This is a genomic window from Candidatus Protofrankia datiscae (assembly GCF_000177615.2).
GTDB classification, from domain to species: domain Bacteria; phylum Actinomycetota; class Actinomycetes; order Frankiales; family Frankiaceae; genus Protofrankia; species Protofrankia coriariae.
Genome location: NC_015656.1, coordinates 579631 through 598254, shown reverse-complemented (window position 1 = coordinate 598254; position 18624 = coordinate 579631). Strand labels below are relative to the sequence as shown.

General features: G+C 68.9%; 16 protein-coding genes. 12 read left to right on the top strand and 4 right to left on the bottom strand.

The annotated features are described in order from the left end of the window. Positions 1 to 77: 77 nt before the first annotated feature. The 3 genes from FSYMDG_RS02530 to FSYMDG_RS02520 form a co-directional block, all read right to left on the bottom strand. Entirely contained in the window at positions 78 to 1019 is a 942-nt protein-coding gene (locus tag FSYMDG_RS02530) for an HpcH/HpaI aldolase/citrate lyase family protein (RefSeq protein WP_013872041.1), read from the bottom strand. Then, complete coding sequence (locus FSYMDG_RS02525; protein ID WP_013872040.1) at positions 1016 to 2128, bottom strand: HpcH/HpaI aldolase/citrate lyase family protein; 1113 nt, start codon at positions 2126 to 2128, stop codon at positions 1016 to 1018. The genes FSYMDG_RS02530 and FSYMDG_RS02525 overlap by 4 nt, the downstream gene beginning before the upstream one ends. A 401-nt stretch (positions 2129 to 2529) precedes the next feature. Next, positions 2530 to 3348, bottom strand: coding sequence for a class I SAM-dependent methyltransferase (locus FSYMDG_RS02520; protein WP_013872039.1), 819 nt, complete (start codon positions 3346 to 3348; stop codon positions 2530 to 2532). 310 nt (positions 3349 to 3658) lie between these two features. Here FSYMDG_RS02520 and FSYMDG_RS02515 point away from each other — a divergent pair, with 310 nt between their 5' ends. The 3 genes from FSYMDG_RS02515 to FSYMDG_RS02505 all read left to right on the top strand — a co-directional run bounded on the left by FSYMDG_RS02515 (position 3659) and on the right by FSYMDG_RS02505 (position 7248). Beyond that, positions 3659 to 4621, top strand: a complete 963-nt coding sequence (locus tag FSYMDG_RS02515) for an ABC transporter ATP-binding protein (protein ID WP_193353086.1) — start codon at positions 3659 to 3661, stop codon at positions 4619 to 4621. Beyond that, complete coding sequence (locus FSYMDG_RS02510) at positions 4618 to 5460, top strand: ABC transporter permease (RefSeq protein ID WP_013872037.1); 843 nt, start codon at positions 4618 to 4620, stop codon at positions 5458 to 5460. The genes FSYMDG_RS02515 and FSYMDG_RS02510 overlap by 4 nt, the downstream gene beginning before the upstream one ends. A gap of 147 nt (positions 5461 to 5607) precedes the next feature. Then, on the top strand, positions 5608 to 7248 hold the full coding sequence (locus FSYMDG_RS02505; protein WP_013872036.1) for a DUF2142 domain-containing protein: 1641 nt from the start codon (positions 5608 to 5610) through the stop codon (positions 7246 to 7248). Here FSYMDG_RS02505 and FSYMDG_RS22570 read toward each other — a convergent pair. Then, on the bottom strand, positions 7235 to 7717 hold the full coding sequence (locus FSYMDG_RS22570) for a hypothetical protein (protein WP_131773812.1): 483 nt from the start codon (positions 7715 to 7717) through the stop codon (positions 7235 to 7237). The two genes, FSYMDG_RS02505 and FSYMDG_RS22570, sit on opposite strands and share 14 nt — an antisense overlap. A gap of 384 nt (positions 7718 to 8101) precedes the next feature. Between FSYMDG_RS22570 and FSYMDG_RS02495 the strand changes: the two genes are divergently transcribed. From FSYMDG_RS02495 to FSYMDG_RS02455, 9 genes are all read left to right on the top strand, one after another. After that, positions 8102 to 10525: a serine/threonine-protein kinase gene (locus tag FSYMDG_RS02495; RefSeq protein ID WP_013872034.1), complete on the top strand. Its 2424-nt coding sequence runs from the start codon at positions 8102 to 8104 to the stop codon at positions 10523 to 10525. A gap of 636 nt (positions 10526 to 11161) precedes the next feature. Next, on the top strand, positions 11162 to 13993 hold the full coding sequence (locus FSYMDG_RS02490; RefSeq protein ID WP_013872033.1) for a sensor histidine kinase: 2832 nt from the start codon (positions 11162 to 11164) through the stop codon (positions 13991 to 13993). After that, complete coding sequence (locus FSYMDG_RS02485; RefSeq protein WP_013872032.1) at positions 13993 to 14412, top strand: roadblock/LC7 domain-containing protein; 420 nt, start codon at positions 13993 to 13995, stop codon at positions 14410 to 14412. The genes FSYMDG_RS02490 and FSYMDG_RS02485 overlap by 1 nt, the downstream gene beginning before the upstream one ends. Positions 14413 to 14631: 219 nt before the next feature. Next, positions 14632 to 14997, top strand: a complete 366-nt coding sequence (locus tag FSYMDG_RS02480) for a DUF742 domain-containing protein (protein ID WP_013872031.1) — start codon at positions 14632 to 14634, stop codon at positions 14995 to 14997. Beyond that, a complete protein-coding gene (locus tag FSYMDG_RS02475; RefSeq protein WP_013872030.1) occupies positions 14978 to 15622 on the top strand; it encodes a GTP-binding protein in 645 nt (214 codons plus the stop codon). The genes FSYMDG_RS02480 and FSYMDG_RS02475 overlap by 20 nt, the downstream gene beginning before the upstream one ends. Before the next feature lie 18 nt (positions 15623 to 15640). Further along, a complete protein-coding gene (locus FSYMDG_RS27835; protein WP_013872029.1) occupies positions 15641 to 16786 on the top strand; it encodes a LuxR C-terminal-related transcriptional regulator in 1146 nt (381 codons plus the stop codon). Between the two features lie 376 nt (positions 16787 to 17162). Beyond that, a complete protein-coding gene (locus tag FSYMDG_RS02465; protein WP_050803297.1) occupies positions 17163 to 17552 on the top strand; it encodes a TcmI family type II polyketide cyclase in 390 nt (129 codons plus the stop codon). Beyond that, entirely contained in the window at positions 17530 to 17784 is a 255-nt protein-coding gene (locus FSYMDG_RS02460) for a phosphopantetheine-binding protein (RefSeq protein WP_013872027.1), read from the top strand. Before FSYMDG_RS02465 ends, FSYMDG_RS02460 begins: the two co-directional genes overlap by 23 nt. Positions 17785 to 18250: 466 nt before the next feature. Next, positions 18251 to 18595: an antibiotic biosynthesis monooxygenase family protein gene (locus tag FSYMDG_RS02455; protein WP_013872026.1), complete on the top strand. Its 345-nt coding sequence runs from the start codon at positions 18251 to 18253 to the stop codon at positions 18593 to 18595. Positions 18596 to 18624 lie beyond the last annotated feature (29 nt).

Here is an 18624-nt window from a genome sequence, read left to right as displayed (position 1 = left end):
CTCGGTCGTATCCCGCGGACGGGTGGGCGCGGCAGAGAGCGGTAGCACGATGCGGCAGACGGCGGGGCGCGGGGTGGTTATCCGGGGGGTGCTGGGGAGGAGGTTTCGCGTTCCAGGGTGGTGATCGCTTCGCTGACGGCGAGGATGCGCTGCGCGTTGCGGACGTGCAGGTTCTCGATCATCCGGCCGTTCACCGTGGCGACGCCGCGGCCGGAGGCCAGCGCCTCCTCCCAGGCCGCGAGGATGTTCCTGGACTCCTCGACCTGGGCCTCGGTGGGCGCGAACACCCGGTTGCAGGGCTCGACCTGGCCAGGATGGATCAGCGTCTTGCCGTCGAAGCCCAGCTGCCGGCCCTGAACGCACTCCGCCTCGAAGCCGTCAAGATCACGGATGTTGTTGAACACCCCGTCCAGGATGGCGATACCGGCGGCCCTGGCGGCGAGCAGGCACAGCCCGAGCCCGGTCAGCAGCGGCGCCCGGCCCGGCACGTGCTCGGCGTGCAGCTCGTTGGCCAGGTCGTTCGTGCCCATGACGAAGACGGCGAGGCGCTGCGAGGAACGCGCGATCTCCTCGATGTGCAGCATCGCGACCGGGGTTTCGACCATCGCCCAGATCCGGGTGTGATCCGGCGCGCCGGCTGCCTCCAGACCCTTCTCGACCGCGTGCACGTCCCGCGCGGAACCGACCTTCGGCACGACCACCGCGTCCGGGCCGGCCTGGGCCGCCGCGCGCAGGTCGTCGGCGTGCCAGCGGGTGTCCAGCGCGTTGACCCGGATGGTCACCTCGCGGCTGCCATAGACCCCGTCCGCGACCTTCGCGCCGGCCCGCTCCCGGGCGGCGTCCTTGGCGTCCGGGGCGACGGCGTCCTCAAGGTCGAGGATGAGCGCGTCCGCGGGGATGCTTCTGGCCTTCTCCAGCGCCCGCTCGTTCGCGGCGGGCATGTACAGGACCGACCGGCGCGGGCGGTAGGCGGCCGAGTCGGCCGAGCGGGTCGTCAGGTCACCGTTCACGCCGCTCATCGGGCCGCCACCTGCTCGGCGGCGTCGGCTGGAGCTGCGTCGGCCGGGGCGGCGTCGGTGAAACCGTACGCCTCGGCCAGCCGTGGATCGCGCACGGCAAGGGTCCGGGCCAGGTCCAGGACCACTCTGCACTGCTTGACCGAGGCGTCGTCCTGCATCTTTCCGTCGACCATCACCGCTCCGGTTCCGTCCCCCATCGTCTCGATGACCCGCCGGGCCCAGGTGACCTCGGCCGGTTCCGGGCTGAAGACCCGCTTCGCGATGTCGATCTGCACCGGATGCAGGCTCCACGCGCCGACGCAGCCGAGCAGGAAGGCGTTACGGAACTGGTCCTCGCAGGCCACGACATCCTTGATGTCGCCGAACGGCCCGTAGTACGGCAGGATGCCGTTCGCCACGCAGGCGTCCACCATCCGGGCGAGGGTGTAGTGCCACAGATCCTGCTGGTAGCTCGGGCGCGGCGCGTCCGGGTCGGTCGGGGACGGGTCGGCCCGGACGAGATATCCGGGGTGGCCGCCGCCGACCCGGGTCGTCTTCATCCGCCGGTCGGCGGCCAGGTCCGCGGGCCCGAGCGACAGACCCTGCATGCGGGGGCTCGCCGCGCCGATCTCCTCGACGTTGGCGACACCGCGCGCGGTCTCCAGGATCGCGTGGACGAGCAGCGGGCGGGTCAGCCCCGCCTTCGCCTCAAGCTGGGCGAGCAGCCGGTCGACATAGTGGATGTCCTCCGGCCCCTCGACCTTGGGCACCATGATGACGTCCAGCTTGTGGCCGATGGCCGGGACGAGGGTCAGCAGGTCGTCGAGGCCCCATGGCGAGTCGAGACTGTTCACCCGCGTCCACAGCTGGGTGTCGCCGAACTCCGTCGCTGTGGCGAGCTTCACCAGCCCCTCACGGGCTTCGATCTTGCTGTCGGCCCGGACGCCGTCCTCGAGGTTGCCCAGGATCACGTCGATGCGGGGCAGGATGTCCGGGACCTTCGAGGCCATCTTCGTGTTGCTCGGGTCGAAGAAGTGGATCACGCGGGAGGGGGCTCGTGGGAGCTCTCGCAGGGGCGCCGGCGCTCCCACCGCGAGCGGGGCGAAGAAGTCCCTCGGGTTACGAGGCATCTGGCTTGTCTCCCGTCGGCTGCTTGTCTCCCGTTGGCGTAGCCGGCCCGGTCACGCGGGCAGCTTGGTCAGTATCCCGGCAGCGGCCCCCACAAGCATCTTGTCCGTGACACCCGCGATGAGCCACCGGTCATGGCAGGCATGGGACGCAGCCGACACACCGCACACCGCACACCGCACACCGGCTTGCGGGGCAGCTTGCGGGACGCGGCCACGGGCCGTTCCTGACGACCGCATGGCCGCCCCTGGCGACACGGCCACCCGGGGCGCGGCTTCGCGTTCCCAGCTGCCGCGGATGCCCGGCGGCCCCGGCCCGGCCCGGCCCCGGATGCCTGGTAACTCCAGGCGGCCAGTGACTCCGGATGCCGGCGACCCGGATACCCAGCGCGGCTCCGGAATGCTCAGTAACGCGACTCCGAGGCGGTGACGACCACCATGGACGGGGCCCACCAGTAGCTGCAGTCCGGCGGTGGCCGCAGCCCGTCCACGACCTGCATGCGGATGGTCCGGAAATAGCGCAGGAGGGACCGCTGATGGCGCCGGGAAATGGAGTCGATCTCGTTCGAGTAATAAGTGAAAGAACCGCCCTCGGTAAGATGTTCGGCAGCCGTCGGGAAGAAGTGCTCGGCATAGGTCGAGCCGCCCAGGAAATGGGACGCGAACTCATTCTCGTCCAACGGGTAGGTGTCGAAGAAGATACCGTCGAACCGTCCGAGGGAGTCGATGGTGTCCTGCCATCTGCCGAACACGATCTCCGTGTTCTCGTGGCCGGGCGCACGGCTCCACTCCACGGCCGTCTCGAACACCTGCGGATTCGCCTCCACGATCGTGTGGCGCGCGGGCCGGTACTCCTGGATGTAGCCAGCGGAGATACCCAGGCCGAAACCGATCTCCAGGACCGAACGGCCGGGGCCGGAGACCTGATCGGCCATGGCCTTCATCAGCGGCTTCTCCCAGGTCTGCATGACCTGCTGGCCGGAGACGAGCAGCGAACCGTTGACAATCGTGGGAGCCGCGGCGTCGATCGGTTCCACGATATCCGGCCGGGGGGCGCCGGAAACCATGTTCTCGGCTGCCGCGTCCAGCGCCGTCAGGTCGGATACGAGCTCGTCGAGAGCCCGCCCGAGCAACCAGTTCCGTGGCTGCTCCGACAATGGCGCGAGCAGCGATTCCGATATCTCGGAGAGTGATGCGTCGAACTTGTTGGTGTGCCTGAGCACATTGACCTCCCGGTACCGACGAGCGGATGACGGCGGCCATCAATGTAGCGCAGGAACCAGCGGTGAGAGCCTGCTCCACGGGGTCCTTTCGAGCCCGGCTGCGGCATGTTCCGCCGGGCATCCGGCGCCGGGTGCCACGGGTGTGGCCACACGGCGCCCGACGGCGACGACTACGGCATACGGTCGCCACCTGGGTGCGGCGTCCAGAAAACACGCGCGGCGCCCCGGAGCGGAATTCCGGCCGGCCGCCCGGCATCCGCCGACGAAAAATCAGATGAGAACCGAGCGCGTCCGACCTATGGTCCACGGTATGCCCCTGCCTCGTACGGAGACCCTGGCCACGACCACCGGGCCCGGGGATCAGCCGGGCGAATCCGCGATCTCGATGAGAAATGTGGTGAAAAGGTACGGGGAGGTGGCCGCGGTCGACGGCCTCGACCTCGACGTCCCCGTCGGCGTGTGCCTAGGCCTGCTCGGGCCCAACGGCGCGGGCAAGTCCACCACGATGCGGATGCTGACCGCTCAGTCGATCGCCGACACCGGCCGGATCAACGTCCTCGGGTACGACGTGCCGCGCGCGTCGAAGCAGGCCAGAGCCGCAATGGGAGTGGTACCGCAGGAGGACAACCTCGATACGGAGCTGACCGCCCGGCAGAACCTCGCCGTGTTCGCCCGGCTGTACCGGGTACCCGCCCGCCGGCGCCGGGCCGCGGTCGAGCAGGCCCTCGCGCTGGCGCGGCTGAACGACCGGGCCGACACGGTGACCGAGAAACTCTCCGGTGGCATGCGACGACGGCTGCTGATCGCCAGGGCGCTCGTGCACCGCCCCCGGCTCGTCCTGCTCGACGAGCCAACCGTCGGGCTCGACCCACAGGTCCGCCAGGAGCTGTGGAGCCTGATCGCCGGGCTCGGCGCGGACGGCGTGACCGTGCTGATGTCGACCCACTACATCGAGGAGGCGGAGCGGCTCGCCCAGGACGTCGCCATCATGTCGCGCGGCCGGGTGATCGCACGGGATACGCCCGCCCGTCTCATCGACGCGCACGCCGGGAGGACCGCGGCGGAGTACTACGGCCCGCCGCCGAAGCTGGCCGAGATCGCGGCGCGGGCGGAGGCGGCGGGCTTCACCACCCGCCGGACCGGGCCGTCCGTGTCCGTGCTGCGCGCCGAGAACATGCCTGCCGAACTGGACGACCGGCTCGGGATCGGGGTCCGACGCGCGGCGACGCTGGAGGACGTGTTCGTCGCTCTCACCGGGGAAAGGGTCGAATGAGCACCACGGACGATGCCGGGGCAAACACAGCCGGGGCAAACACAACGGGCGGGACGGGCGAGACGCGCCGGCTGCGGTGGGTCGAACCTGCTGCCCTGGCCGGAGTGATCACGCACGACATCACCCTGTTCCGGCGCTACTGGCCGTCCACCAGCTTCTCCGCCGTGGTGGAGCCGACGATCTACCTGCTGGCCTTCGGCTGGGGGTTCGGCTCGTTGGTGTCCGTGGTGGCCGGCTATCGGTACGTGGAGTTCCTCGGCACCGGCGTGGTGGCGAGCGCGGTGCTGTTCGCCTCAGCCTTCGCCAGCATGTTCCAGACGTTCGTCCGGCGGACCTACCAGAAGCTCTACGGAGCCGTCCTGGCCGCTCCCGTCGACGTACCCGAGATCGTCCTCGGGGAGGCGCTGTGGATCGCCGCCAAGGCCGGGGTCTACGGATGCGCGCCGTTGCTCGTGGCGATCGCGTTCGGCCTGGATCCGACGCCCGGAATGCTCGTGATCCCGTTCGTCGGGTTCCTCACCGGGCTCGGCTTCGGCCTGTTCGGGATATGGACGTCCGCGCTGGTGCCGTCCATCGACAGCTTCAGCTACATCATCTCAGGGGTGCTGACCCCGCTGTTCCTCGTCGCGGGCACGTTCTTCCCGGTGAGTGAGTTGCCGGGCTGGGCGCGGGCTCTCAGCTGGGCCAACCCGCTCTACCACTGCGTGGAGCTGGTGCGTGACGCGGCATTCGGGTTCGCTCCGCTCACCGACCTGGGGCATCTGGGGGCGCTGGGGGTGTTCGCGGGGATCATGTGGCTGCTCGCGGTCCGCTCCATGCGCCGCCGGCTCATCGACTAGGCGCGCGCTGGACAGCATCGACAGCACTATCGATATTCACATAAAGAAACCAGGCGGATACTCCACGCTATGAGCATTCCCGGGGTCGGGCGAGGGAGAAATTCGCGTGCCGTTCACGGAGCGTGCCCCTGGTAATGTGCGCGTCCTATGAAAAGACCACTGTGGTCTTGGCCATGGAAACTCGGCGCGCCCGCTCTCCTGCTCGCCGCGCTGACCGGCTGGATCTTCCTGTGGACACTGACAAACCCGCTGGGAACCGCGCCGGACGAGCCAAGCCACTACGCGAAAGCGGTGGCTGCCGGGCACGGGCAGGTACTGGGCGAGCCCGTCCCGCTCGCCAGGCTGCGCTCCTTCGGAGTGTTCAGCGAGGATTCACTACGCCAGGTCCGCAACGCCTACCGCGGCTTCGAACTGCCGCCGGAGCTACGGATCACAACCAACCCGCCCTGCGCCGCTCTGCAGGCAACGGTGTCCGCGGCCTGCCTGCGTCAGCCCCTCGCGGTCCCGCCCGGTCGGGCCGAAAGCATCGTGGGCGCGTATCCGCCGCTGGTGTACATCTCCGAGGGTGTGCTCACGCGGGCGGCCTGGTCGGTCCGCTCCGGCTACGTGTTCGCCCGGTTCGGTTCGGCGCTCATCTCGGCGGCACTGCTGGCCGCCGCCACCTGGCTCCTACTGGGGGACCAGGGGCGGCCTGGCCGGCGCCCCTTGGTGCTGGCCGGGACCGCGGTCGCGGTCACCCCAATGGTGATCTTTCTTGGCTCCCAGGTCGGCGCCAGCGGTACCGAGCTCACCGGCGCGCTGGCCTGTGCCGCGGCGGCGCTGCGGCTGTCCCGGGAGGAACAGCCGCCGGCCCGGGTCTGGTGGGTCGCGGGCGTCGTCATGGGCGTGACGGCGCTCAGCCGTCCCATGGCGCCGCTGTGGATCGTGCTCGCGGCCGCCCTCGGGGTCGGCCGTCTCTCCCCACGCACAGCGTGGCATCGCCTCCGCGGGGGCGGCCGGCCCGCGGCCGCCGCGGCGGCGATCGTCATGCTGGGGCTTGCCGGGTCGGTGCTCTGGACGCAGGCGCTGTCGCTGCGTACCCCCGTCCTGTGGGGCAGGTTGGGCCACGGGCTGGTGATCGCCACCGAAACCGCCGCCGAGTCGATGCGTCAGACGATCGGGGTCTTCGGCTGGCAGTCCGTCCCGCTGCCGACGGCCCTGTACGGGCTGTGGACTCTGCTGGCCGGTGGGCTGTTCCTCGCGGCGTTCGTGGTCGGCCGGTGGCGGGACCGCGCGCTGCTGGCCGGGGGCCTGCTGGTGGTCGTCGTCCTGTACGAGCTGCTCGCCGCGGCGGTGTTCATCCAGAACGGGTTCGGCATGCAGGGCCGGTACATCCTGCCGGCGCTGGTGATGCTGCCGTTGCTGTCCGTGGAGGTGTTGGCCGACCGGTTGCCCGCGCGCCTGTCCGCCCGCGCCGCCGTGGCCGCCGCTGGCGTCATCGCGGTGAGCGGGGCCGGTCAGTTCGCCGCATGGCTGACCAACAGCCACCGGTACGCGGTCGGCCCGGACGGGCCGCTGTGGTTCTTCCTGCGGCACCCGGCATGGTCGCCGCCTGGCGGGTGGGCGCCGTGGACGGTCCTCGCCTGCGTACCCATGATCGCTGCCTTTGCGACGGCCCGGGCTGCCCATCGGGACGCCGTGGCCGCGGCCGCTCCCGCCGTCGGGCCCGGCTCCAGCCCCGACCCTGATTCCTTCCAGCGGGACTACATACCGCTGCGGACGTGGCACACGCGCCCTACCCGCCGGTGAAGACGAGCGTGACCTCCTGGGAGCCGCCGGCGTTCACCTGGACCCGCTGGCCGTAGCCGGTATAGGTGAGCGTCGTCTGCCCGTCGGCGATGTTCTGTTGCTGGAACGTGTAGCCGGCGGAAGGCATCGACTGCCGGTAGTACCGGATGGCGTCGTCGGCGGCCACACCACTCAGCGCGACCGTCGTCGCCTGCGCCTCGGCGCTGACGAGCCGGGGAGTCGCATCCTTCGGGAACGGGAAGTGCTTGGGAACGAGCGTCCCCCGCAGCGCCCCGACACCGGTCGTCACGACAGGGGTGGGCTGCGCGGACGCCGCCGTCTGGCTCGGCAGCACGAGGTCGGTCGGCAGGTCGATCGGCAGCGCACCAGCACCGGCACCGGCACCGGTCACCGACGCCTCCGGGACGGTGACGGCCACGTCATCGGAGGCAGACCCGCCGCACCCGCCGAGCAGGAGTGCCAGACCCACGGCACCGGCCGCCGCTGTCCGACGTCGCGGCAGCATTCCGGCCCGGCCCATCGATACCTCCAGTTACAGCATGAACAGTCACAGTACGGGCAGTAGCAATGACAAATAGTCACCATTGTGTGGTAACAACAGCGGCGGCCACAGCGGCGGCCATGGCGGTTGGGCCGCCGGCGCCGGTTTGCCGACCACTAAAGCACCACCCCACCGCCGCGCCGCCACCCGGGGACACCTGTCGGGCCCACCGGCCGGGCTTTCCAGCCCGGCTTTCCGACCGGCGGCCTCGGAACACCTGACGGCCCGACGACGCCACGGGCACCGGCCCCCGGCCCAAGTGGCATGCTGCACTGGGAGAACGCGGTACGAAAACATCACGGAGGGGGCGACGTGGCTGCCGCTCCAGAGGTGAACCGCCTTGTGGCCGGCCGGTACCGGCTCATCGAACGGCTTGGTGCCGGCGGAATGGGCACGGTCTGGCGCGCCTTCGACGAGGTGCTGCTGACCGACGCCGCGCTCAAGGAAATCGACCTCGAGGACGGTCTCGACCCGTCCGAACGCGCCGACCGGGTCGAGCGGGCGCTGCGGGAGGCCCGGCACGCCGCGAGGCTGCGCGGCCACCAGCACGTGGTGACCATCCTCGACGTCGTCGTCGAGAACGGCCTGCCATGGATCGTGATGGAGCTCGTGCCGTCCCAGTCGCTGCTCCAACTGGTCCGCGGCCATGGCCCGTTACCGGTCGCCGAGGTGGCCCGCGTCGGGGTCGCGATCAGCGACGCGCTGGAGGCCGCCCATGCCTTCGGCATCCTGCACCGGGACGTGAAACCCTCGAACGTGCTGATCGGCACGGACGGCCGGGTGGTGCTGACGGACTTCGGTATCGCCACCCGGGACAGCGACTCCGCCCTCACCGTCACCGGGGTGCTCGGCACGCCCTCGTACATGTCACCGGAACGGCTCAACGGTGACCCCGCCACCCCGGAGGCCGACCTGTTCGGCCTCGGCGCGACCCTCTACTTCGCGGTGGAGGGCAGGCCGCCGTTCTACCGGGAGACCTTCGCGGCGATGGTGGCGGCGATCCTGTTCCAACCGCCGACGCCGACCAGGCTGGCCGGCCCGCTGGTCGACGTCCTCATCGGTCTGCTCGAGAAGGACCCACGTGCGCGCATGACCGCGCGGCAGGCGCGCCAGCTGCTGGCGGACATCGCCACGGCACGGCCGGGCAGCGCGCCAGCCACCTCGGCACGGGCCGGGACGCAGACGCAAGCTGGCGGACACTCGCGGATCGTCCGCCGTGACGACATCGGTACCCGCTATTCCTTCGGCACCATCCCCGACAGCGGCAGCACCGTTGTCGACGGGGGCAGCACCGTCGTCGACGAGGGCACCGGCGGCACCGGTGGTGGTGGCGGTACTGCCGGCGTCGACGACGGCCACATCGCTGATGCCAGCGGCCCCGGCGGGACCAGCGAGTCCGGCGCGCTCGCACCGCCGTCCAACCTCACCGCCAGGGAGGACAACGGCGCGGTGCTCCTGCGATGGACCCCGCCGCGCTCGGCGGGGCCGGTCGCCTTCCGTGTCCTGCGGGTGGTCGCCGACCCGAGCGCGCCGGGCGGGCGCTTCGAGCGCAGCCTGGGCACGACCGGTTCGACCGAGCTGTCCGACGCGGGCGTGCCCCGGGGGGTGACGGTCTGGCACGAGGTGATGTCGACAGCTGGCGGCAGACGGTCGAAACCGGTCCGTACCCCACCGCTGGTGATCGTCCCGGAGGTCACCAGCCTGCGCGCCCACATGGACGGCGACGGTGTGGCACTGTCCTGGCGGCTCGACGCGGGCTACGACGACGTGCTGATCGAGCGGACCTTCGACGAGTCGTCGCCGTTCCGGGGGGCCGCCCGCCGCTTCCGCGCCACCGGCGGACAGCATGTCGACCGCGGCGTGCAGACCGGGGCGACCTACCGGTACCGGGTGCGGGTGTCCTATCCGGATCCCTTTGGCGCGCTGGCCCACACCAGCGGGGTGGAGGTGGTCGTGACCGTGGTCAGGCGGCCCCGGCCCGTTCTGGACCTCGAGGTGAACGACAGCGGCGGGACGACGGTCCTGCGGTGGACGACGGTACCCGGCGCGCTGGTCCGGATCTATGCCACCGAGGCACCGCCGGATCCGGTGGCGGTAGCGGGCGCCGAGACAGGGGTGTCCGCGCCGGAGGCCCCCGGAGGTGACCCGGCGGGCCACGAGCACGGCCCGCGACCGGCGGCGGAGCCGGAACCGTTCGGCCCTGTTGATCACGAGCTGTCCACCGCGTCCCTGCGGGGACGGGAACGCCTGGTCGGCTCCAGCCGGCGTGGGCGGCTGGTCGACACCGCGGCGCCCGACCGGACAGCCGACCCGGCGGCCGACCCGACAGCCGGCCCGACGGTGTACACACCGGTCAGCATCGCCGAGGACAGGGCGGTCGTCGGCCGTTCCATCCGGCACCGGCCGGGGCCGCACATCCGGGCGCTGCGGGCCGTGGACCAGGGCAACACGATCACCCTGACGTTCCAGATGCCGCCGGGCATCACCGAAGCCCGCGTGCTGTGGCGGCACGACACCACCCCCACCGGGCCGGACGATCCGGCCGCCCGGCGCGCGAAGATCACCAACAGCAGCCTGGAGATCAGAGGTGGCTGGCACCTGCGGGACCCGCAGGATGGGGCCACCTATTACTTCGCCGTGTTTCCCCTCGTCCGGACGGCCGGCGAGGTGCGTGCGGTGCCCAACGGCGCCCACGTGACCGCCCGGGCCGGGGCCCGCCCCACCCCGTCGGAATGATCGACGCATGGCGGGCACCTGACCGGTAGTGCCTGTCCCGACACTATCAACGCCGACCCCACCGCTCACCGGTAGCCGTGGCGCTGATTTCCCGGTGACTGGCACCAGGTAGTGGTCCGAACGACACCTGGCTGTTGCACTTTCTCGCCCCCGGCCCGCCGACCGCGGCCGACCGGGACAGTTCGGGGACAGATTCCGGACCATTCCCGGCGCGACTCGATGTCCGCTGTCTTTCAACTCGGCCGTCTACCGACCCACAATCCGTAAACACCCACCTGTCCACGACTAACCTTTTCACAGCTCGCCAGTCACAACAACGAACGTCGATCATCGGGCCGCGCAATCCGTCGCGAATATCATCCGCGCCTATCCCGGAGCCGACCGGCGGGCTGCCCGAGCATGACCGGACGGCCAACCGATGATCGCCTATTGATCCGATTCGAGCCCGTTCCCCGCCCCCCTATACCCCTGTTCAGAGAGGACTTAATAGCCCGGGTACAGTTGTCCCGCCCAGGGGGAAAGAGCCGCGGCCACGGTCTTCGCCGTGGATCGAGGTGTAAGCCGGCACACGGAACGCCGAACCAGAACGCTCGCCCCGACAAGGCGTCAGGACACTGCGTCGAAGGAGAGGATCGGATGCTCCAGAACTGGCCAATCCGCTCCAAGTTGGTAGCCATTCTCATCCTCCCGCTGGTGGCGTTGGCCGTTTTTAGCGCCCTCCAGGTGCGCGCCGACCTTGAGAGCGTCGACACAAGCAACCGGGTGCGGGACCTCGCAGCCTTCTCAACCAAAGTCAACGATCTTATTGACGCACTCCAGCAGGAACGCTATGCCTCTTCCGCGGTCGTGGGCAGCCAATTCCGTGAGGGCGTCGAGGAGATGCAGGCCAGGCGCGGCCCGACCGACACCGCCGTCACGATCTACCAGCGGGAGGCGACCAGGCTCCCCAAGAGCGTGACCGAAGACCTACAGCAGGTCATGGACACCATTCGGCGCCAGCTCGACCAGGTTCCCGACCATCGGCAGGCGATCGACCAGCGGCAGACCGACCGCGTGAAGAACACGGAGTTCTACAACAAAAGCATCAACGACCTGCTCGATCTCATCGCCCAGGTGGGAGTCGGCACCGACAACGCCAAACTGATCAACTACGTCGGCGCCCTCACCAGCGTGTCACGGGCGAGAGAGGCCGCCGCCCAGCAACGCGGCAGCATCTCGGTGATCCTCTTCCACCAGACCAACGTCGCGGTCGTCAAACAGGCGCAGGCGAACGCCGGTGCCGAGGATGCCTGGATCGCGCAGTTCCGCACCACCTCCTCTCCGGAGGAACAGGACTTCTACGACAAAACGGTCGACCCAGTCGCGGACAACATCTCCCAGATGCGCGACGCCATCGTGTTCGCGGCCCAGATGAACCAACCGATCACCATCGACAGCCAGCGTGCCCTGGAGTCCATGGCGGACAAGATCTCCCGGATACGCCTGGTGGAAAACCAGATCGCGGCCGACCTGACGAAGGAGAGCAACGCGATCGCCTCGCACGCGACTCGCAACGCCTGGCTGAGCAGCCTCCTCGTCGTGCTGGTCCTGGCCGTGTCGGTGGGTATCTCGCTGCTCGTCGCAAGCCCCATGATCCGCCAGCTTCGGCGGCTGCGGGGGGCTGCCCTCGAAGTGGCCAACGACAGCCTGCCCAGCGTTGTGGAACGGCTGCACCGCGGCGAGCAGGTCCAGGTCGAAACCGAGGTCTTCCCCGTCCGGATCGGGACGAAGGACGAGATCGGGCAGGTGGGCGAGGCGTTCGGCACCGTCCACCAGGTCGCCGTGCGTACCGCTGTCGAGCAGGCTGCGATGCGCAAGAGCATCGGCGACACCTTCCTCAACCTCGCCCGCCGCAGCCAGGCGCTCATCCATCGCCAGCTGAAGGTCATCGACGCGCTGGAGCGCAAGGAGACCGACCCGGACGAGCTGGCCGAACTGTTCCGGCTCGACCACCTGGCGACCCGGATGCGCCGTCACGCCGAGGACCTCATCGTGCTGTCCGGGTCGAAGCCCGCTCGTGGCTGGCGGCGACCAGTTGCGATCAAGGATGTCGTGCGTGGCGCGGTCGCCGAGGTCGAGGACTACACCCGGGTGAAGGTGCTGCCGATCGCCGGTTCCGCCATCGGCGGGCACGCCGTCGGCGACGTGATCCACATGCTCGCGGAACTGATCGAGAACGCCACCTCCTTCTCCCCGCCGCACACCCCCGTGCACGTGTCCGGGCACCAGGTCTCCAACGGATCCGTGCTCGAGGTCGAGGACCGCGGCCTGGGCATGACCGACGAGGAATACGCGGAGATCAACGGGCGGCTGAGCAACCCGCCTCCGTTCGACCTCCGTACCAGCGAGCGGCTGGGCCTGTTCGTTGTCAGTCGCCTCGCCCAGCGGCACGGCATCCAGGTCCGGCTGCGGCCGTCACCGTACGGCGGCACCCTGGCCATCGTCCTGGTCCCGACCAACCTGCTGCGCGAGATCGACGACGCCCCGCAGGAGGAGCCGACCACGTCCAGGCCCGAGCGGACCAGGACGCCGGCCCTGGACGCACCGTTGGACGTGCCCCTGGACGCGCACCTGGAGGACTCCATCGACTTCGGTGACCCGACCGCGCTCACCGATTCGCTCGCCATCAGCAGGCCGCTCTCGCTGCGGGACCCGATCCCCATGGACGATTCGGACCCGTTGGATGACCGGCTCCCCCTCTCCGACTCCCTCGACACCAGCGAACTGCTGTCGGTGAGTGCGTCGCCGATGCCGTCCGCCACCTCCGGCTCCGGCGGTGGCGGTGAGGACAGGCCGTTCATGGACGATCTGCCGGTCTTCCCCACAATCCGTTCAAGCTGGTTCGTTTCCGAATCCGACCAACTCGGCGATGGGGACACCGGCACCGGCGCTGACGACAGCACCGGGAACGAACATCCGCGGGAGCGGTTGCGCTCCAACAACCTGGCGCTCGAGCCCAACTCCTGGACCGAGCCACCGTCGGACAGCCCCGCCCCACCGCCACCTCTGTCCGCCCGCTGGGACGACGCGCCCAGCGGGCCCTCCGGCTGGCCGCAACCAGCGGACCCGTGGGCTGACCCACTGGATGCGCAGCGGCAGCGCGGCCTGCCCAACCGCAGGAGGAGCGGCCCCGCGACAGAGCCGTTCTCAGGTACTGGCTCCGGGTTCCCCCAGGCGTCGGCCGCGCCGGCCGCCCCGCCCGGGCAGCCCGATGAGACGGGGCTGCCCAAACGGCAGCGGCGGGCCAGCCTCGCGCCTGAACTGAAGGGAACACCCACCAACGCTCCCGTCGCACCGTCGCTCCTCACCGGAACGCGGTCACCGGACGAGATCCGATCCATGATGTCCTCCTTCCAGTCCAACTTCGGCCGAGGTCTACAGGAGGGACCGAACCCGAACGGCGACGACGACGCGAAAAGGGTGATGTAATGCGCCACATCGGCCCGGTCGAGAACATGAGCTGGCTGTTGAACAACCTCACGCGGAAAGTCCCGGAGGTTACCTATGCCGTCGTGTTGTCGGCGGACGGACTCCTGCTCGCCACCTCGAACGGAATGAACCGGACGACAGCCGACCAGCTGGCCGCGGTCGCCTCGGGCTTCAACAGCCTGGCTCGCGGTGCCGGCCGTTTCTTCGGCGGTGGCAACGTCCGCCAGACGATCGTCGAGATGGAGCAGGGATTTCTCTTCGTCACGGCGGTCGGTGACGGGTCGTGTCTGGCCATCCTCAGCACGCCCGGCGCCGACATCGGTCTGATCGCCTACGAAATGGCGCTGCTGGTCATCCGTGTCGGCGAGTTCCTCACTCCCGAGCTGCGTGCCGAGATGCAGGCCGCGCTCCCCCGCTGACAGCGAGCCGGAACCCTGGCGGCCCGGGTTCCGGTTTGTCCCGCGAGAGTTTCCGCCGGAACTCGGCCCGAACGGTCGTCGTCGGACCGAGTTTCCAGCACAGTGCCGCCGACCACCGCCGCCCGATGTCGGCGGATTCTTGACCGAACGATTTTCACGGGACGAGTTCCAGCAGGACGAATTTCAGCGATTACTGTCAAGCCCTGATCAGGAGGACCGGTGGACGAGGAGTGGTACGACGACGCAGGTCCGGTCGTCCGTCCCTATGCTGTCACCGGCGGCCGGACGCGACCGGCGGCCAATCACGCGCTGGAGCTGGTGGCTCTGGTGTTGACGACGGAGCACGGGCGCGCGATGGTCCGAACTCTTGATCCAGAACAACGGAACATCGTGCTGCTCTGCCAGAGCATCCAGTCGATCGCGGAAATATCCGCGCAGCTCAACCTGCCGGTCGGCGTGGCACGTGTTCTCGTCGGCGACATGATCGACGCCGGTCTCGTACGCGTCACCCGCCCAGCCCGACCGAGCGAGCGTCCCGACGTGGCGCTGATGGAAAAGGTGCTCGATGGACTACAGACCCTCTAGACCGCACACGGTCGGCAGACAGATAGCCAGCCCGGCGCCCAGCCCGGTCAAAATCATAATCGCCGGTGGCTTCGGCGCCGGAAAGACGACGTTCGTCGGGACGATCAGCGAGATTCCCCCGCTCACGACCGAAGCCGCACTGACCTCGGCGAGCCTCGGTATCGACGACACCTCCCAGGTCAGTGCCAAAACCACGACGACGGTCGCCATGGACTTCGGCCGGATCACACTGCTCGACAGCGTGATTCTCTACCTGTTCGGCACGCCTGGCCAGGACCGTTTCTGGTTCATGTGGGACGAACTGGTTCTCGGCGCTATCGGCGCCATCGTCCTGGTCGACACCCGCCGGCTCGCCGACTCGTTCCCGGCGGTCGACTATTTCGAGGAGCGGGATATTCCGTTCCTGGTGGCGGTCAACCGCTTCGAAGGCGCCAGGGAATATCGGCTCGACGAGGTCCGCAACGCGCTCGACGTCGACCCCCGCCGGCCCATCATCTTCTGTGACGCGCGCCGGCGGGAATCCGTCAGACAGGCCCTGGTGGCGCTGGTCCGTCACTCCCTCGACGTGGTCACGAGCGAAGAGGCGCAACGGGGCCTGCCCAGGGCCAACACCCGCGTGGACTAGTCGACCGGGGAGATGACGATGCTCGACCTTCTCGGTATCGATGACATCGCTCTCGCTGCCTACCGGTTGTGGCTACGCCGGAAGGACATGAGCGCCGAGGAGGTAGGCATCGCCCTTGGGTGTTCCACGACCACCATCCGGCAGGCCTGCGACAGGCTCGTCGAACTCTCGCTGCTGGTGCCCTCCCGCGAGAACCCCGACCGGCTGGTCGCCGTGCACCCCGAGGTTCCTCTCGAACAGTTGTTCCGACAGCAACACGATCAGCTCATCCGCCGACAGGAGGAACTCATCCGCGCTCGTATGCAGGTGAGCACGCTGGTCGCCGACTACATGCAGGGCCGGCCACCGGAGCCGGCTGCCGACATCGTGCGGCTGAAGGGCGTGGCAGCGGTCACGGACCAGCTGCTCGATCTCGTAGCCCAGGCCAAACGGGAACTGCTGGTTCTGCACACCCGACTCTGGCAGCCATCGATCATGACGGCGGAGTGCTCCCAGGCCGCGTTGCAGGCCCTCCGCCGCGGGGTCGCCATACGCGCCATCCGGCCACGCCCGGCTCAGGGGGACGACGCCCCGGCCGGATGCGACCTCGTCAACGCGCAGGGCCTGGAACTGCGGATGGCCGACGCCCCGCTGGCGGACGTGGCCATCGCCGACCGTGAGACCGCCCTGCTCCTGCTGGCGTCCGACCCGGACGACGAGCGTGGCTGTGCGCTGCTGCTCCAGGAGCCGGCGCTGACGGGTCTGGTCACGATGCTGTTCGATCAGCTCTGGAAAGCCGCGCGGCCCCTGGAACGGACCGGTGAGCTCGACCAAGCCGAACTCCGGCGCGCAGGCCTCGACCACATCGCCTTCGGCCAGGGCGCGCTGGGTGACAGCAGCGACTCCTCCACCGTTCGTGGCCTGACTGGCCAGGCCAACCTGATCGGTCAGGCCAGCGGCCTCCCGAGCACCAAAAAACAACGTATTGACAATACTTCTCCAAACGACTCCGAACGTCTCCTGCTGCGACTACTGAGTCTCGGCGCCAAGGACGAGGCGGCCGCCCGACACCTCGGCGTGTCGGTACGAACAGTCCGGCGTATGATCGCCGATCTCATGCGACGGATGGACGCCCGTAGCCGCTTCCAGGCCGGCATCCTCGCGGCGAAAAAAGACTGGCTATAGCACTTTCGCATCGGTGATGCCATACCAGTGGCACCAAGTTGCCACTACACGTTCTTTCTATGCCAACTGCGAGACACGACAGGCCCAATACCTCATGCTTCCGTAGGGAGACGGGCCGGAGCGGCAGCCAGGCCCCAGCTTTCGCGAAGTGACGCCTTGCGGCACTCGCGCGGACGAGGCTGGGCGATGGCCACCGAGCTGGCCCTCACACCGGAACCACCGACGACGGCGTCGGATCACTGACTTGCGCGGGCAGCTTCCGCATCGTCGACGCCGACGATGCGGCATGTTTGCCCGTCCTTTCTTCAAGCTGTCAGGGGGCACGCGTGTCAATATTCTCCGGTTGGCTTCCGGCGGCCCGGAACAGGGCCGTCGGATGACGCACCGTACTCTCATTGTGGCTCGCATCAGTGCTGACGACGAACCCGCCGTCGCCGATATCTTCCGAGAATCGGACGACGGGGAGCTGCCGCATCTGCTGGGCGTCGTCCGGCGGGATCTCTTCAGTTTTCACGGACTTTACTTTCACCTGATCGAGGCGACCGACGACGTGGCGCCCGCCCTGCCCGCCGTACGCGAGCACCCGTTGTTCGTCGACATCAACACGAAACTCGCCAGACACATCACCGCGTACGACCCGGACACCTGGCGCAGCCCACGCGACGCGACCGCCCGGAACTTTTATTCATGGGTCGCGGATCGGCACCCTCCGAAACCGGATCACCACGACGAAGGAGAGAACCATGGCAGATCAGTGGACCGCTGACCAACTGCTCGACTTCCTCGTGGAACGCACGGTGCTCGTCGCCGACGAGCGACCCGACCATCTTGGCGTCACGTTCGCCGAGGTCGGGGTGGACTCACTGGCCTACCTGCACCTGCAGACCGTCGTCCTCGACACCTTTGGCGTCGAACTGCCGGCGGAGCCGCCCGAGGACTACACTCTTGCCGAAATTCTTATTGCCATCAACAGCACCGCCAGAGCGGACGTCGCATAGGCTGCTGGCCGGGTCGGCGACTCCGTTTCGTATCCGACAGAAATTCACTCCATACCCAACAGGAATTCACGACCGGACAGCGAGAATCATGCAACCAGGGGGAACGCGCGGTTGTGTCGACAGCCGCCCGCGCACACGATGTCCGTCCCCGACCGGGACCGGACACCTGGCGACCGTCTGACCGACACTCCAGGGCCGAGGACGACATGATCGCATGCGGGCCCTGTCTGTTCGGAGCTCCCGCCGGATCCGGCGGGCTGCGACCGGATCCGGTGTGGCGGGGCGTCCAGCGAAGGGGCATCCAGAAGCCGTCGAACGGGCGAAGTCGACCATCTGTGGTTCTTCGCCGTCCGCTGGCACGTGCGCCCGGATGACGAGCCGGTTCACACATATCAGCAATGGCGCCACGGGCCGTGCCCCGCGCCGGCCCTGAACCTGGCCGCAGACACCCGAACGGAGATACCCGATGAGTGCTTCCAGCACTTTCCGGATCGTTCTTACGCAACAGATCACACCCGGCCGGGAACGCGAGTTCGAGGAAACCTGGCTGCAGGTCGCTCCGGACGCAGCCAAGCAGCCGGGGAATCTCGGCGCCTGGCTGGTCCGTTCCACGGACGATCCCAGCACCTACTACATATTCGGCGAGTGGGCCAATGAGCAGGCGTACCAGGAGTTCCAGCGCAATCCCGAGCACCTGGAGCACCGGAAGCGGCTGCACGCGCTGCGCACCAGCTTCTCCGCGGCCGCCGGGACCGTGGTGGCGCACCTGCCCGGAGTCGACGCGCGCACGTATGCCGAGCAGGCCGGCTGAACCAGCGCCGACAGCTTTCTCGACCGGAA

Excerpts from the sequence above, each read along its gene's own strand:
- FSYMDG_RS02530 (WP_013872041.1), bottom strand. The coding sequence starts at position 1,019 with ATGAGCGGCGTGAACGGTGACCTGACGACCCGCTCGGCCGACTCGGCC.
- FSYMDG_RS02525 (WP_013872040.1), bottom strand. The coding sequence starts at position 2,128 with ATGCCTCGTAACCCGAGGGACTTCTTCGCCCCGCTCGCGGTGGGAGCG.
- FSYMDG_RS02515 (WP_193353086.1), top strand. The coding sequence starts at position 3,659 with ATGCCCCTGCCTCGTACGGAGACCCTGGCCACGACCACCGGGCCCGGG.
- FSYMDG_RS02510 (WP_013872037.1), top strand. The coding sequence starts at position 4,618 with ATGAGCACCACGGACGATGCCGGGGCAAACACAGCCGGGGCAAACACA.
- FSYMDG_RS02505 (WP_013872036.1), top strand. The coding sequence starts at position 5,608 with ATGAAAAGACCACTGTGGTCTTGGCCATGGAAACTCGGCGCGCCCGCT.
- FSYMDG_RS02490 (WP_013872033.1), top strand. The coding sequence starts at position 11,162 with ATGCTCCAGAACTGGCCAATCCGCTCCAAGTTGGTAGCCATTCTCATC.
- FSYMDG_RS02485 (WP_013872032.1), top strand. The coding sequence starts at position 13,993 with ATGCGCCACATCGGCCCGGTCGAGAACATGAGCTGGCTGTTGAACAAC.
- FSYMDG_RS02475 (WP_013872030.1), top strand. The coding sequence starts at position 14,978 with ATGGACTACAGACCCTCTAGACCGCACACGGTCGGCAGACAGATAGCC.
- FSYMDG_RS27835 (WP_013872029.1), top strand. The coding sequence starts at position 15,641 with ATGCTCGACCTTCTCGGTATCGATGACATCGCTCTCGCTGCCTACCGG.
- FSYMDG_RS02465 (WP_050803297.1), top strand. The coding sequence starts at position 17,163 with ATGACGCACCGTACTCTCATTGTGGCTCGCATCAGTGCTGACGACGAA.
- FSYMDG_RS02460 (WP_013872027.1), top strand. The coding sequence starts at position 17,530 with ATGGCAGATCAGTGGACCGCTGACCAACTGCTCGACTTCCTCGTGGAA.
- FSYMDG_RS02455 (WP_013872026.1), top strand. The coding sequence starts at position 18,251 with ATGAGTGCTTCCAGCACTTTCCGGATCGTTCTTACGCAACAGATCACA.